This is a genomic window from Streptomyces sp. NPDC048664 (assembly GCF_040650555.1).
In the GTDB taxonomy this organism is placed as follows: Bacteria; Actinomycetota; Actinomycetes; order Streptomycetales; family Streptomycetaceae; genus Streptomyces.
Genome location: NZ_JBEZHK010000004.1, coordinates 157,107 through 169,636, shown reverse-complemented (window position 1 = coordinate 169,636; position 12,530 = coordinate 157,107). Strand labels below are relative to the sequence as shown.

General features: G+C 69.5%; 14 protein-coding genes. 2 read left to right on the top strand and 12 right to left on the bottom strand.

Going from position 1 to position 12,530, the window contains the following annotated elements; translation table 11 throughout:
- Window positions 1–147: 147 nt before the first annotated feature.
- The 9 genes from AB0C59_RS06250 to AB0C59_RS06210 form a co-directional block, all read right to left on the bottom strand.
- Entirely contained in the window at window positions 148–834 is a 687-nt protein-coding gene (locus AB0C59_RS06250) for an HAD family hydrolase (protein ID WP_355273329.1), read from the bottom strand.
- Between the two features lie 5 nt (window positions 835–839).
- Window positions 840–1,541, bottom strand: coding sequence for a hypothetical protein (locus AB0C59_RS06245; RefSeq protein WP_355273326.1), 702 nt, complete (start codon window positions 1,539–1,541; stop codon window positions 840–842).
- Between the two features lie 125 nt (window positions 1,542–1,666).
- Window positions 1,667–2,080 (bottom strand): hypothetical protein, encoded by a 414-nt coding sequence (locus AB0C59_RS06240; protein WP_355273324.1) that lies wholly within the window; start codon window positions 2,078–2,080, stop codon window positions 1,667–1,669.
- Window positions 2,077–3,333 carry a cytochrome P450 gene (locus tag AB0C59_RS06235; protein ID WP_355273320.1) on the bottom strand — a complete coding sequence of 419 codons (1,257 nt, stop codon included), beginning with the start codon at window positions 3,331–3,333 and terminating at the stop codon, window positions 2,077–2,079. Before AB0C59_RS06235 ends, AB0C59_RS06240 begins: the two co-directional genes overlap by 4 nt.
- A 14-nt stretch (window positions 3,334–3,347) precedes the next feature.
- Window positions 3,348–3,908 carry an ATP/GTP-binding protein gene (locus AB0C59_RS06230; RefSeq protein WP_355273317.1) on the bottom strand — a complete coding sequence of 187 codons (561 nt, stop codon included), beginning with the start codon at window positions 3,906–3,908 and terminating at the stop codon, window positions 3,348–3,350.
- Window positions 3,898–4,287, bottom strand: a complete 390-nt coding sequence (locus tag AB0C59_RS06225; protein ID WP_355273314.1) for a DUF742 domain-containing protein — start codon at window positions 4,285–4,287, stop codon at window positions 3,898–3,900. Before AB0C59_RS06225 ends, AB0C59_RS06230 begins: the two co-directional genes overlap by 11 nt.
- Complete coding sequence (locus AB0C59_RS06220; RefSeq protein ID WP_355273311.1) at window positions 4,284–4,742, bottom strand: roadblock/LC7 domain-containing protein; 459 nt, start codon at window positions 4,740–4,742, stop codon at window positions 4,284–4,286. Before AB0C59_RS06220 ends, AB0C59_RS06225 begins: the two co-directional genes overlap by 4 nt.
- 15 nt (window positions 4,743–4,757) lie before the next feature.
- Window positions 4,758–7,073, bottom strand: a complete 2,316-nt coding sequence (locus tag AB0C59_RS06215; protein WP_363001355.1) for a nitrate- and nitrite sensing domain-containing protein — start codon at window positions 7,071–7,073, stop codon at window positions 4,758–4,760.
- Window positions 7,074–7,305: 232 nt separating this feature from the next.
- Window positions 7,306–8,100: a hypothetical protein gene (locus tag AB0C59_RS06210; RefSeq protein ID WP_355273305.1), complete on the bottom strand. Its 795-nt coding sequence runs from the start codon at window positions 8,098–8,100 to the stop codon at window positions 7,306–7,308.
- A 694-nt stretch (window positions 8,101–8,794) separates the two neighbouring features.
- On the opposite strand from AB0C59_RS06210, the gene AB0C59_RS06205 reads away from it, so the two are divergent.
- Both AB0C59_RS06205 and AB0C59_RS06200 read left to right on the top strand, forming a co-directional pair.
- Window positions 8,795–9,196 (top strand): ATP-binding protein, encoded by a 402-nt coding sequence (locus tag AB0C59_RS06205; protein ID WP_047181586.1) that lies wholly within the window; start codon window positions 8,795–8,797, stop codon window positions 9,194–9,196.
- A complete protein-coding gene (locus tag AB0C59_RS06200; RefSeq protein ID WP_363001352.1) occupies window positions 9,193–10,233 on the top strand; it encodes an aldo/keto reductase in 1,041 nt (346 codons plus the stop codon). The genes AB0C59_RS06205 and AB0C59_RS06200 overlap by 4 nt, the downstream gene beginning before the upstream one ends.
- Before the next feature lie 22 nt (window positions 10,234–10,255).
- Here the strand turns inward: AB0C59_RS06200 and AB0C59_RS06195 are convergent, their stop codons facing one another.
- Genes AB0C59_RS06195 through AB0C59_RS06185 form a run of 3 tightly spaced genes read right to left on the bottom strand, consistent with a single transcriptional unit; the run spans window position 10,256 to window position 12,499 of the window.
- Window positions 10,256–10,753: an NUDIX hydrolase gene (locus AB0C59_RS06195; protein WP_355273300.1), complete on the bottom strand. Its 498-nt coding sequence runs from the start codon at window positions 10,751–10,753 to the stop codon at window positions 10,256–10,258.
- 11 nt (window positions 10,754–10,764) lie between these two features.
- The gene (locus AB0C59_RS06190; protein WP_363001350.1) at window positions 10,765–11,961 is read right to left on the bottom strand and encodes a hypothetical protein; all 1,197 of its coding nucleotides are present in this window, start codon (window positions 11,959–11,961) and stop codon (window positions 10,765–10,767) included.
- A gap of 58 nt (window positions 11,962–12,019) precedes the next feature.
- The gene (locus tag AB0C59_RS06185; protein WP_355273294.1) at window positions 12,020–12,499 is read right to left on the bottom strand and encodes a PPC domain-containing DNA-binding protein; all 480 of its coding nucleotides are present in this window, start codon (window positions 12,497–12,499) and stop codon (window positions 12,020–12,022) included.
- Between the last annotated feature and the right edge of the window lie 31 nt (window positions 12,500–12,530).

The following is a 12,530-nucleotide window of genomic DNA, read 5'->3' as shown; positions in this document are numbered from 1 at the left end:
TGCGGTGAGGCCGGCGGAGCAGATGCCGCGCGGCCTCGCTTCGGCGCGGATTACAGCGGGGTGGGCAGCTGCGCGGCGGTGATGATCACCTCGACGGCGATCAGGAAGGTGACCAGCCGGGCGATGTCCTTGCCTCGCACAGGTGACTCACCCGCCCGCAAGAGAGAGGGGAGAGGGTCGTTGCGGACGGGGCGGGTTGTCGAGCAGCCAGGTGGCCGCCTCAACCACGTCGTGCGCCACGTGGGTGGGTTCCGGGTCGAGGTGCTGGCGGGTACGTCCGTGGGCGATCCATACGGTGCGCAGCCCCGCATGCTGCCCGCCGCCGATGTCGGCGATGAGACAGTCGCCGGTCATCACCGCGTGGGCGGGGTCGTCGACGCCCAAGTCGTCCAGAGCGACCTGGAACAGGGCCCCGTCCGGCTTCCGGATGCCGTACTCGCCGGAGATCACGACCGAGACGAAGTAGCGGGTCAGGCGAGCGGTTTCGAGCTTGCGGCGTTGCGCGTCGGGCGATCCGTTCGTGATGACGCCCAGCTCCCAGCCCTCGTCGGCGAGTTGCCGCATGGCGGTGCAGACCTCGGGACGGTAGGGCACGAGCTCGGCGGAGCGTCGCCGGTAGTCGGCGTGCAGGGACGCGATGGAGCGCCGAAGACCGAAGGCGCTCTTGAGGTCGGCGAAGAACGCGTGGCGGGCGCCGCCATGGAGCGTCTCGGCTCTCATCAGCGCGGACAAGGGGATGCCGGTGGAAGCGCAGAACTCCTCCGCCCACCTGGCGAAGGCCGTCGCGTGGTCGGTCAGAGTGCTGTCCAGGTCGAAGAGTGCCGCTTTGCGCATCGCGGTCACCCCCACACCGGGCCAGGGCCCGACAGCGCGCCCACGGCCGGCCCGGCCGTGGGGAAGTCAGCCGCCACCAGGGTGGTCACGTCGAGTTCGGCGTTGATCAGCTCGCGCATCAGCTGGCGGGCGACCAGCCGGTGCAGGGCGTCATCGCCGAAGCGGACGACCTGGTTGGGCTGCGGGGGGTCGGTGGGGGAGTACAGGGTGCCCCGCACGCCGATGACCGGGGCTTCGCGCACGCGCAGAGCGATGAACCCGCCCTGAAGTTCCCGGCACGCGCGCAGGGCACGCCGGGCGCACGGGATGCAGACCGCGGGCGTGGCGGTCGTGATGCTGATGGGGAAGGACACGAGCGCCCGGGTGTTCTCATCGGCGTGCAGGAGCCAGAGCGTTCCGCGTTCGTCGCGGTCCGGGTCGCCCTTGCACACCCCGCACAACGGCCGCCCGTCCATGACCTCGCACTGGCGCGCGGGGTGGTGCGCGGCCCAGTCCGGCTCGCCGGTCGGACTCCCGCCCCACCGCTCCCAGAGCAGGCCGTCGACGTCGCGGTCCTCGGGCCGTTCGTCGGCGAAGTAGACGTGCCCGTTCTCGTCGAACAGCACGGTGACGTCGCACGCGAACTCGCCCGCGAGCGGGGCGATGTACAGGGGGCTGCGCCGCTCGGGGGCCTGGTTCGTGGAAGGTGGGGCGCTGAGGGCTTGCACGGACGTCTCCTGGTCAGACGGTGCGGATCGGCTTCGGTGTCTGCGGTGCGCTCGGGTGGCTGGCGCGCCTCCGGGTCGGCTGGCAGCGGTTATGGCTGCTGCTGTTGGGTAGCGGAGGCGGGGCCCTATGCGTCGGCGGCGAGGGATGTGAGGACGGGGTGGACCAGCAGCGGTCGACTGAGCCGGTTGCCGTCCCGGCTCACCCATCCGGAGGCGCTCGTCCACGCGTCCGGCCGGGCTCCGAGCGTGGGGAGGGTGAAGCTGGAGCCTGCCTTGAGGTAGGTCGTGTCCGACGGCCAGGCGGGCTCGTCGGACTCCGGGGGGAGGAAGATCCCCCACTGTCCGGCGTGCGCGAAGACCCAGCCCAAAGGAGCGGTCCGGGCAGGTCTTCCCGCGAGGGCGCTCGTCAGGAGCCGGCCGAGCTGCTCGGGCATGAGCAGGACCTCCCAGTCGGGCCCGACCCGGCGCGGCCGGGCGGCCGGGGCGAGATCGGGTGCCCGTTCAAAAGCGGTGCGAGTCACGAGGGTCGCGAGGGTCATGTCACGGGTCCTTGCTGGCACGTCTCGGTCGAGCGGGCCGGGGCGTCGGAGGCGGACGGGCGGGGGGTGAGTTCGACGGCGAGCGGCGCGCTGCTGTAGCCGCGCAGGAGGTTGTTCAGGACGCGGACCGGCTCGCCGTCGAGGGTGAGGTGGGAGCAGCGGGCGGCCAGGGCCCGCAGGACGGATCGGGCCTGGAGCTCGGCGAGTGGGATGCCGGCGCACAGGTGCGGTCCGCCGCCGAAGGCGAGGTGTTGGTGGTTGCGCAGGCGCCTGATGTTGAACATGTCGGCTTCGTCTCCCCAGTGGCGGGGGTCGCGGCCGGCGGAGCCGTACAGGAGCCACACCTGGTCGCCCGCGGGCAGGTGGACGCCGCCGATGTCGGTGTCCTTGGTCAGCAGCCGCCCGAAGCCCTGTATGGGGGCTTCGAGTCTCAGGGCCTCGTGGAAGGCGGGCGTGGCCCAGCGGACGGGGTCGCGGCGGAGGACCTGCCACTGCTCCGGGTGCCGGGCGAGTTGGACGAGGCAGTCGGCGAGGCCGAGGACGGTGGTGTCGATGGCTGCGGCCGTGTAGGCCGAGGCGAGGGGTACCGCGTCGCTTTCCTCGATCTGCCCGGCGTCGACGGCTTCGAAGATGGCCCCCATCCACGACTCGGGGGGCACGTTCTCGCGGATCAGCTTCTCGTGGAGCATCTCGACCATGCGGGACGCCAGCGGCAGCGCCTGCTGGTAGCGGTCGCCGTGCGGGCCGAACACGTCGAAAGTCGCCGCGGCGCCGGACAGGAGTACCTGTCGGTCCGCGTCGGGCAGGCCCATCAGCTCCATCACCGTGTCGCAGACCATGTGGCGGGCCAGGGCGACGGCGTCGAACCGGCCCGGCTTCGTGTACTGGTCCACCAGGCGTTCGGCGCGGTCGGTGATCCGGCGGGTCAGGGCCTTCATCGCGCGGGGAGCGAGCTGCTTGGACAGCACCTTGCGGAGCTTGGCGTGCCGCGCACCGTCGGAGGCGAGGACCGTGCCGGCGAGGATCTCCTGGTTCGCGAGGGCGGTGAGGGCTATCCCGCCTTCGGAGCCGAACATGTCCGGGGACTTGAGGATCGCGGCGAGGTCGGCGTGCCGGGGTATGGCCCACACGCCGTACTCCTCCAGGTGCACGGCGGCGCCGGTGCTCCGCAGGGCGCCGTACGCGGGGTAGGGGTTGGTCAGGAGCTCGTCGGTGAAGAGGGGAAGGGGGCTGGAGGGAGAGAAGGCGGGCATGGGGGTCCTTCGGATCAGGCGGTGGCGGACTGGCTGAGCCGGTACTTCAGGAGCGTGAGCAGCGCGAGGGTGCTCGAGCCGGACTCGCGGGCGTCCAGCTGGAGCAGGGGGATGTGCGGCGGCAGAGCTATGGCGGCGCGCAGGTCAGCCTCGCTGTAGGCGGGAGCGCCGTCGAAGGCGTTGACCGCAACGATGTAGGGCACGCCGCGGACGTCGAAGAAGTCGATGCTCGCGAAGCAGTCGGCGAGCCGCCGTGTGTCGGCCAGGACGATGGCGCCGACTGCGCCGCGGACCATGTCGTCCCACATGTACCAAAACCGGTCCTGGCCGGGCGTGCCGAACAGGTACAGGGTGACGTCGTCGACGGTGCGCCGGCCGAAGTCGAAGGCGACGGTGGTGGTGGTCTTCTTCTCGACTCCGTCGGTGCGGTCTATCCCGGTGCTTGCCTCGGTGATGACGGCTTCGGTGTTCAGCGGTTCGATCTCGCTGACCGCACCGACGAACGTGGTCTTGCCGACCCCGAAGCCCCCGGCGACGACGAGCTTGACGACTTCCGGAGTGGGTTCAGTTGGCACCCCGTGCCCCCCTGGTTTCTTCTTCGTATTGGGCCTGCAGGGCGGCGTGTACGCGCTCCATGAGGCGGTGAGTGACGTTGTCGTTGCGGGACATGTCGACCGGGGCCCGGGTGGACACCATCTGGCGCTGCCGGAGGTCGGTGACCATGACGGTGATGACCCCGACGGGCAGCTGCAGCAGTCCGGCGAGCTCCGACACCGCCCTGGGTTCGGAGCACAGTTCCAGAACGAGCTGATGCTGCTCGCTGAGCAGCCGCCCCCCGTGTCCCGTATGGGCGGTGATCTGGGTGTCGATGCTCAACGTGGCGTCGGGAGCCTGGGTGCGGCCGCCGGTTCCGGCGTACGGCCGCGTCCGGCGGCCGCCCGACGCCGCCGTCACAGGATCGTCCCGCCGTGCTCGCCCGTGGCCAGCTCTCGCTGCTCGACGTCCAGCATGCCGCCGAGCTGCCCGGCGAGATCGGTCAACTCGAAGCCGAGCTGGCCGAGGGTGGCCTCCTTCGACGCGTGCACGGCGATGACGCAGTGATTGCCGGCGCGGCTGGCGACGCACCAGCCCTTCTCCGTCTCAACCACCGTGCGCAGCATGTGGCCACCGCTGATGTAGTCGGCCTGCCGCTGGGCCAGGGTGGCCATGCTGCTGGTCATCGCGGCCAGGTGCTCGCCCAGCTCCCTGCGTACGGCCTCGGCGGACTTGTCCCTGGAGGGGTCGGCGGCCACGTTCGTCCAGCCGCTCATGTAGCGGAAGATGCCGTCCTCGGTTACGACTACCGCTCCGAGCACGTGAGCGATCTGGCCGACGCGCTGGTCAAGGAGGTTCTGGATCTCGGGGTTCATGATGTCTTCTCGTCCTTATCGGTGGGGGTGGTTCTGAGGGGCCTGCTGTGTTGCGGCCTGGAAGTCCGCCCAATCGGCCCCGACTTGCTGGGGGTCGGACTCATCCCTCGCGCCCCGCGGCTGAGGGGAGGGAGCGCTGCTGCGCAGGATGGGGTTGAGGTGCTGGCCTGCATTGCGGCGCGGCAGCGGATCGGCGTCGGCGTCGGTGGCTGCCGGAAGTGCGCCGGCGCCGAGATGCTGGGCCTGCCGCTGCGCATGAGCGGCGGCCGGGTCCAGGGCCGGCTGTCGCCGACGGGGCAGGGAAGCGCCTGACGGCACGCCGCCCGTGGCCGCCGGGGCGGGAGCCGTCGGCGGCGCGGGGCGGGCCTGCGCGGGAGGCGCGACGACGTCTTGCTTCACCGTTGTGAGCGCCTTGTTGTCGATCATGACGACGGCGGTGATCCCGCTGTACGCGGATCGCCTGAGCGACACGTTCAGATGGTGGTGGCCGGCCAGGCGCGCGACGACGAACAGGCCGAGCTTGCCTCGCCGCTGCGCCATGGCCTCGAACGTCGCTTGGTCGTGCTGGGCGAGTTCGGCGTTGGCGGCGTCGATGGCCTCCTGGGGCATCCCGAAGCCGGTGTCCTCGATCTCCAGGGCGATTCCGTGCACGGCCTTGATGCTGCGCACGGTCACATCGCCGGTGGAGTTGCCGATCCCGTTCTCGATCAGCGCGGCAACGACCTTCACTGTGGCGGCCGCGTGCTGTGGCGGGACGAAGGCGGTGTGGGTGACCTGGTTGGCTACCCGCTTGGGAGAACCGGTCTCCACAGCGGCGTCGTTGACGAGGTCGAGAATCGACCTCGGCCGGTCGTAGAGGTCCTGCCGCATGCTGCCGGCCAGCGTCCCGACATGCTCCTGGTGGCGGCGGCTGGCAGAGACGGCCCCGTCGATGGTGATCAGCTCGTCCAGCAGGGCAGGGTCGACGTCCGGCCGGGCCATCACCTTCTCCAGGTGGCCCAGGGCCCGGTTGATGTGTCCGAGGGTCCGCTCGGTCGCCGCCGCGACGAATGCGCCGATCCCTCGGCGGTCGCCGGCCTGAGCAGCGGCCTGGCGCACCGCAGTGCGCTGGGCCTCGATCAGGGCGGCCTGGACGTGGCTGAACTCGTCACCGCGGTCCGGCTCTAGGAATTCCGTTTCTGCGTCGACTACTTCGCCGCGCATCAGCCGGTCCACGACCTGCGGCAGCCGTTCGGCGCCCTCCTGTGTCTGCTGACGCAGCTGACGCAGCCGCGAGGAGATGGAACGGATCAACCAGATGATGAGCCCGGCGATCAGCAGGATTGCCACCAGGCTGCCGGCGGCCTGGAGGAACACCTGAGTGCGGATCTCGTCCGCCCGCTGGAAGCCGTGGGCGAGCAGCCCCTGCGTGCGCTGCAGGTTCAGGCCGGCGAGCTGCCCGCTGACCTTCGCGTACGCGTCGTCCCACCGGAGGAGGGAGGACCGGTCGCCGATCTGCTCCTTCCCGAGGTCGTCGGTCGGCGGCGTGATGACCGACCGCTGCGCCGCCTGGAGCGCCTTCCACTCCGGGCTCGCGGTGATCTTGTCGTAGAGCGCCTTCTCCTGCTCAGGCAGGTAGGGAGCGATCCACCGCTCGTACATCACCTGCTGGGTGCCGTACGCCTCCGCGAAGGCCACCCGGTGGGCGTCCGTCATCTGCCCGGATTGCCGTGCCTGGGTGATGAGCATGTCCTGCTGGGCTAGGGCGTCAGAGGCGTAGAAGAGTCCGACCAGTGGCCTGGTCTCCAGGGTGAGCGGGCCGTCGTCCATCGCGCTCAGCGCCTGATAGAAGCTGATCATCCTGTTGATCAGGGAGGTGTAGTAGCCGGTGGCCTCATCCGGCTCGCCCTCCCGGGCGTCCACGTTCTTACGCACTCGGGGCAGGTCTTCGAGCTGCCGGTAGACCGCTTCGACGTACTCCCATCGGTGCCGCTGGTCGGTGCGCAGCTCGGTGCCGGACAAGCGTCTGAAGGACGCGAGACCGGCGTCGGTCTTGCCCCGTTGCGCCTTCAGGGCCGCCTTCGCGGCGGAAGACGGGTCAGCCAGGTAGGCGGCCGTGAGCTTGCGCTCGGCCTGTGCCGCGATGAACAGGGGCAGCGACGCTTCGCCGCCGAGGCGGCCCGTGGTGCTGTCGTTGCGCAGGTTCCTCTGCTTGTCCCAGGCCGGCACGGCGTTGAAGACGACCAGGGCGAGCAGTGCGGCGATCGCGACGGAGGCCACGACGATGAGTCGGGTGCGCACCGTCATGATGCGCCGCGGCGCCCTGTGGCCAGAGCGGTCTATGGGGGTCATGAGTCCTCGGACGGTGGGAGGGTGGGAAGGCATGGAGGGGGGTGGACCGGCCGCCGCGGGTGCGTTCTGGGTGCCGCGGCAGCCGGGACGGCAGCACGGGGGATCTGCCACTCGCTTTCGGCTTCCGGGACCGGGCCGGCGGTGTGCCGGACGGTCCCCCCAGAGTCGGAAGCCGAAAGCCCACGGCGAGCGCCGGCGACGAGCGGGGCGTGGCGCGTCGCCGGGCTCGGGTCTATGCGGGCGGCCCACAGTCGCCCAGCGAACCCGCAGCGGCACTGACCAACTCGGCCGCCCGACTCGACCGGTGCTGCGAAGGTGGCCTGGCGGGGCCGGGCGCCGACGTGCGGGCGAGCTCAGGGAGGGGCATTGGCTCGGTCTTGGTGAGTTCCGGCTCGGCCCCGTTCCGGCGGCCGGCCACTGCGTGGCCGTCGGAGGGGAGAAGATCTCCTGTGGCCGTGCCACGCGGCAGGCCGTTCCCCGGGAGAGCGCCGACCAAGGCCTGGGCGATCTCCGCGAGCCGGATGGTGAGGATCACCATGGGCATGCGTCCATCCGGCACCGGCTCATCACGGATACGGCGTGCCTGGCTGACCAAGTCCGGGGCCGTGTCGCCCAGGAGCTGCTCCAGGTGGGGGAGCTGCTGGCGCAGGCCCACGAGGAGCAGCGTGACGTCGTTGTCGTCGCGGGGCAGCGGCGACGTGCCCAGCACCCGTTCCACCAGGTCCTCGACAGCGTGCACGGTGTCGAGAGGGTGGCGCCGCCTGATCTCGAAGGCGCGGGAAGCGGGGCGTCCACGCGAGTCGGGCTTCGGACGCAATGCCGAGTACACGTTGTCTCCGATCAAGGGGCGGGAAGAGGCCGGTCGGTCTTCCACGACCTGGTGGTTCAGTGCGGTGCCTGTGTCGGCACCGCTACGCCGAGGCCAGCCGAGGCGAAGCGGTGCCGCATCCTGCCGTCCCGACGAACTGCCCTCGCGGACATCGGCAACGGGCAGGACGCCAAGGACCGGCGCGATGAGAGTGATCACGGCAACCTTTCCGTGGACGGCGGGGCGAAGGAGCTGCGAATAGCGTTGCCGTTCCCCGGCATGCTCCGATAGCGAAATCGGACCCCACTTCTCCCCACTTCGAGTGCACGGAGGACGGCTGAAATCCCCCTTCAGCTCCCAGAGAGGCCCGGACAATAGTGCTGAATTCGGGCACGCAACTCGGCGTTGATGCCCTTCTGCGTGACACCGCCGCTGGAGATCAGCTTCGCCACCCCACTTCGCCCCACTTCCCTGGAAGCGGTTGACAGGATTTCCGAAGGTGAGGTAAATGCGATTCGCGTGGGCTCTGAGACCCCCATCTTGGTATCTGCCCAGGTGAGGTGGCATCTGGCGCGCGAATGGGCCCCTCGCTGCTGGACGTGAGAATGGGCGGCGGCCTCTTACTGAAACATCTCGACTCGTGCCAAGCGTACGAATATCGCCTAGTTGTTCCCGCTTCGGTTCCCTTGGTGCGTCTCTGTGCGCGCCGGGAGGGCGATCAGTCGTCGGTGAAGTGGGGAGAAGTGGGGACGGGTTTCGCTATCACCCTCGCCGCGACATGCGCCACGGTATTCAGCAGGACGTCCCGTCCGTGCCCCTGGGCACCGCGATTGCAGCGAGGAGTGATCCCACCGTGCTTGGTCCTACCAGCACTGTCTTGCCATGTGTCCATGGACGCGACGGCGGTCGCGAGGTGACGCACGCTGCGATTGACCTCTACGGCCTCGAAGCCCCGCAGAGCGCCGCCCGGCACATAGTTCGCACGACTCTCGCAGGGACGGCCGACAGCGAGTACACGGACGACGTGGTCCTGGTGGCTGACGAGTTGGTGGGCAACGCTGTTGAGCACGCGGGAGCGGCGCTCGACATCTCCCTCGATGTGTATGACTGGGGAGTGGCAATCCAGGTTCGGGATGACGGTGAAGACACCACCGCAGTGCCGGGGGCACCCCCGGCCGCCGATGAATACGACGAAGGCGGGAGAGGCCTGTTTCTGGTGGACGTACTGGCGAGCACCTGGGGAGTCCAGCGCGACAAGAAGGGGAAGCGGGTCATCGCCATCTTCCTCTACCAGGCCGGAGACGCTGACCGATGACACTGAGCGATCTCGCGCCCCGCCGTTTGGCCCCAGACCTGACGGTGCGGCCGCTGGGCATCAGCAGCGGAACCTCCCGTTGGGCCCCGAGCGCCCCTCACCCCCAGGACGCACGGCTACTCGACGGGCTGCGGCGCGCTCTGGAAGCCGGCGGCAAAGATGACGGAATGCAGCTGCTCGACACAGCCGACAGCCACCGGTGCGGCCACGCCGAGCGACTGGTCGGCAAAGTCCTCAAGGAGCACCCGGGCCACAGGGTCCAGGTCGCGAGCAAAGTCGGCCGGATGCAGGGCTCTGCTCCGCACCCCTACGCCGGCCCGCGGGTCCGCCACCAACTCGAGCAGACCCTGGAGAACCTGTATCTGGACCAGTTGGCCCTCTACACCCTGGAGTCCTACGACTTCGGCCTTGGCGACCGCTACCTCGACCCTGTGATCGAGCAGATGCGGGCCCTACGCGATCTCGGCCAGATCCGAGCTATCGGGCTGCGAGGCCCAGGATCTCACTCCTCAGAACGCTCGATAGGTCGCTTCCTGGACCTTTTCGACCGCATCCGCCCCGACGTGCTCTGGACGCAGGCGAGCGCGTTGCTGCCGCTGGCCGATCTCGGGGAAGGTGAAGATCTCGGCGCCTTCGCTGTGCGCCACGGCGTCGGTCTGGTGATCGCCTCCCCGCTGGCGCACGGGGTGCTCGCGGGCGGCTGCGTGGAGCGTGCTCTGGCCGCGTGGCCGGACACGGAGCCCGGCCATGGGGCTGTGGCTGCAGCAGTCACCCACGGTCTCGCACAGCTGGCCGGCCGGTTCGGCTCGTCTCCGCAGGAACTGGCCCGGGTCGCTCTGCGGGCCATCCTTCAGCGTGTCCAGAACGCTGTGCTGATTCTCGGCATCGGCGACGAGCAGCACCGGCACGACCATGGTCTCCTCGGCCAACCCCTCACCGAGCAGGAACTCGCTTTCGCCGAAGAGGTATTCGCCCGCGTGCGAAGCGCGCTGTTCAAGCCCGACGAGCGCGCTCCATCCGTGGAGGTCATCGTGTGATCATCCGAGCGGACGGGCTCCTTCAGAGAGCGACTCCATCGCGGAGGTAGCGCGGAACCCCGTCGTCCAGGACCTGAAGGGCGTTGACGGTCCGAGCTCGCTGGCGCTCTGGCAACAACGGCAGCGCTTGCGGGATCTCGAAGAAGCGGTGCTCGGAGATCTCCTCGTCGACCGGCTTCAGGCCGGCAACCTGCTCGGCTGACAGGACGCCGGCGTCGAAGACGAATCCGAGGAGGTCGTCCCACGGGCCGTGGGGCCCGACCCAGTCGACGACCAGGAACCGAAGATCGGCAACCGCAAGATCGAGCTCCTCCCTGAGTTCGCGTCGAAGGGCGTCCTCGGGGGCCTCGTTGTCTTCGGCCATGCCGCCGGGCAGATCCCAGCCCGATTTGTAGGTCGGATTCACCAGAAGCAGCCTCCCGGCGTGATCCCGGATCAGCGCGTCCGCAGCGGCACGCTTCCGGGCCTGCTGGGCATTGCCCTCGGCCAGGTAGGCCTCACGGCCGGGATCGCCTGGCATGGGTGCATCTTTCACTGCGGACCTTCCGGGAGCGCGAGACTGCCGAGCAGCAATCTACGGTGCTGTGCTGTGGCGGTCATCCGAGAGAGGAGCTCGCGGACCTCACGGACCTGTCGGTAAGGGTCGAAATCAGCCTGCAGAGCGTCGAGTTGACGGCTGAGGCGCAGAGACGTCACCGACTGGCTGGAGTTCAGCAGCTCCATGCCGATCGAGCACGCGGCGTCGGGCTTCCCCTGCGCGAGGAGAACTTGCGCCAACGTGACCTGCCCGAACGCGCGGCTGCGGACCCGGCTCGCATCGCGCAGCGCCAAGGCGTGCTCCGCTTCCTTGGCTGCCGCTTTGAGCACGCCAAGATCCAGGAGAACAGAGGCTGCCTCGCTGGCGAGTGCTGCCTCGTCGAACGGAGCCACCCATCTGGACGGCGGCGCCGTCCGCGCGAGGGCCAGGGCCTCGCGTGCACAATCAAGCGCGCGCTGCGCCTCGGACTCGGCATTGAGCTGCGCCAGCGCCCGGGCCTCCATGGCGTGCAGGCGAGCCTTGAGGGTCGGCACCTGCGGGCCGGCCGCGAGGCGCGCGAGCCCGCTGCGGGCGAGATCTGCCGCGGCATCGACCTGACTGGTCTGCAGGGCCAGGTGGCTCATGCCGGCCATCACGTTCGCACCCGCCGTCACGTCGGTCAGACTCTGCGACAGCCGACGGGCACGATTGAAGTGGCCGGACGCCAGATCGTCTCGGCCCGCATCGTGGGCCATCCAGGCTGCCATCTCGGTGAGGACAACCGCCGCGCCGAAAGCGGTCTCGCTGTCTTCGTCCCTGTCCGCTGCACCGAAGAGGGCCGGGGCAACGACCGTGTTCAGGTAGTGCACCACAGACCGGTACACATGCCCCCCGCCGAGCTGGCGGTCAGCGAGGCGAAACGACTCCATGGCGGCCAGGTGAGGCGAGCTCGAGTCGTCCCCCGCCATGGGCGCCGTAGTCGTAACTTCGGGCTCCAGCGAACCGAAGAGCTGATCGGCCGGCTCGCCGAACAGATGCTCCAGAACACGGCACGTCGCCGGTCGCGGAAGGCCCTTGATGTCTCCGGCCATCCAGCGGTCCCAGGTGGACCGTGCGACGTACACGGAGGCAAGGGAGGCGTTGCCATCGAGCCGGGCAACCTCCTTGGCCGCCTGCTTGAAGTGGACCGCGAACGTTTCGAAGATGCGCATGCGGTGGGCCTCCACCACCTCCGGGAATCGGATTGCCCTGCGCATCGTCACTCCGCCTTCAGCTGCTCTTGCCGAAGCCGAGCAGGGGTACGTCGTACAGGTCCGCGCTGCGCCGGCGAGTCAGGGCCGGCCCGTCGTCGTCACCGACGACTTCGACGATGGGGATCTCGCAGATGAACTGCACCGTCGCGCCGAGCAGGTGCGACACCCGCCCTTCGGCGGACTTCGCCTTGAGGCCGGCCGCGACATGGATGTGTGGGGCCAGGCAGTCTTTCTCGGGGTCCCAGGCGAGCGTCCCACCGCCGAGCGCCTCAAGCGTCTCGACGTGTACCTCTTCCCACAAGGGGGCCTCGGGGTCGGCGAGCGGTTCACACGAGCCCACCAGCCGGGCCGCCCGGAGGCCGCCGACGAATGTCGGGATGTATCCGGCCCGGATGTCCTGGTCCGCGCAGAACTGCGTGAGGCCCTCCAAGAAGTCCTCCCCATGGTCGAGAGCGAGCACGAACTGCCTGCCGGTGCGGACCTGGGCGAAACGCATGGTGGGTGTCCTTTGTGCTGGTCGATGGTGG

Coding starts and splice junctions, on each gene's coding strand:
- AB0C59_RS06250 (WP_355273329.1), bottom strand. CDS start 834: ATGCGCAAAGCGGCACTCTTCGACCTGGACAGCACTCTGACCGACCAC.
- AB0C59_RS06240 (WP_355273324.1), bottom strand. CDS start 2,080: ATGACCCTCGCGACCCTCGTGACTCGCACCGCTTTTGAACGGGCACCC.
- AB0C59_RS06235 (WP_355273320.1), bottom strand. CDS start 3,333: ATGCCCGCCTTCTCTCCCTCCAGCCCCCTTCCCCTCTTCACCGACGAG.
- AB0C59_RS06220 (WP_355273311.1), bottom strand. CDS start 4,742: ATGAACCCCGAGATCCAGAACCTCCTTGACCAGCGCGTCGGCCAGATC.
- AB0C59_RS06215 (WP_363001355.1), bottom strand. CDS start 7,073: ATGACCCCCATAGACCGCTCTGGCCACAGGGCGCCGCGGCGCATCATG.
- AB0C59_RS06200 (WP_363001352.1), top strand. CDS start 9,193: ATGACACTGAGCGATCTCGCGCCCCGCCGTTTGGCCCCAGACCTGACG.
- AB0C59_RS06195 (WP_355273300.1), bottom strand. CDS start 10,753: ATGCCAGGCGATCCCGGCCGTGAGGCCTACCTGGCCGAGGGCAATGCC.
- AB0C59_RS06190 (WP_363001350.1), bottom strand. CDS start 11,961: ATGCGCATCTTCGAAACGTTCGCGGTCCACTTCAAGCAGGCGGCCAAG.
- AB0C59_RS06185 (WP_355273294.1), bottom strand. CDS start 12,499: ATGCGTTTCGCCCAGGTCCGCACCGGCAGGCAGTTCGTGCTCGCTCTC.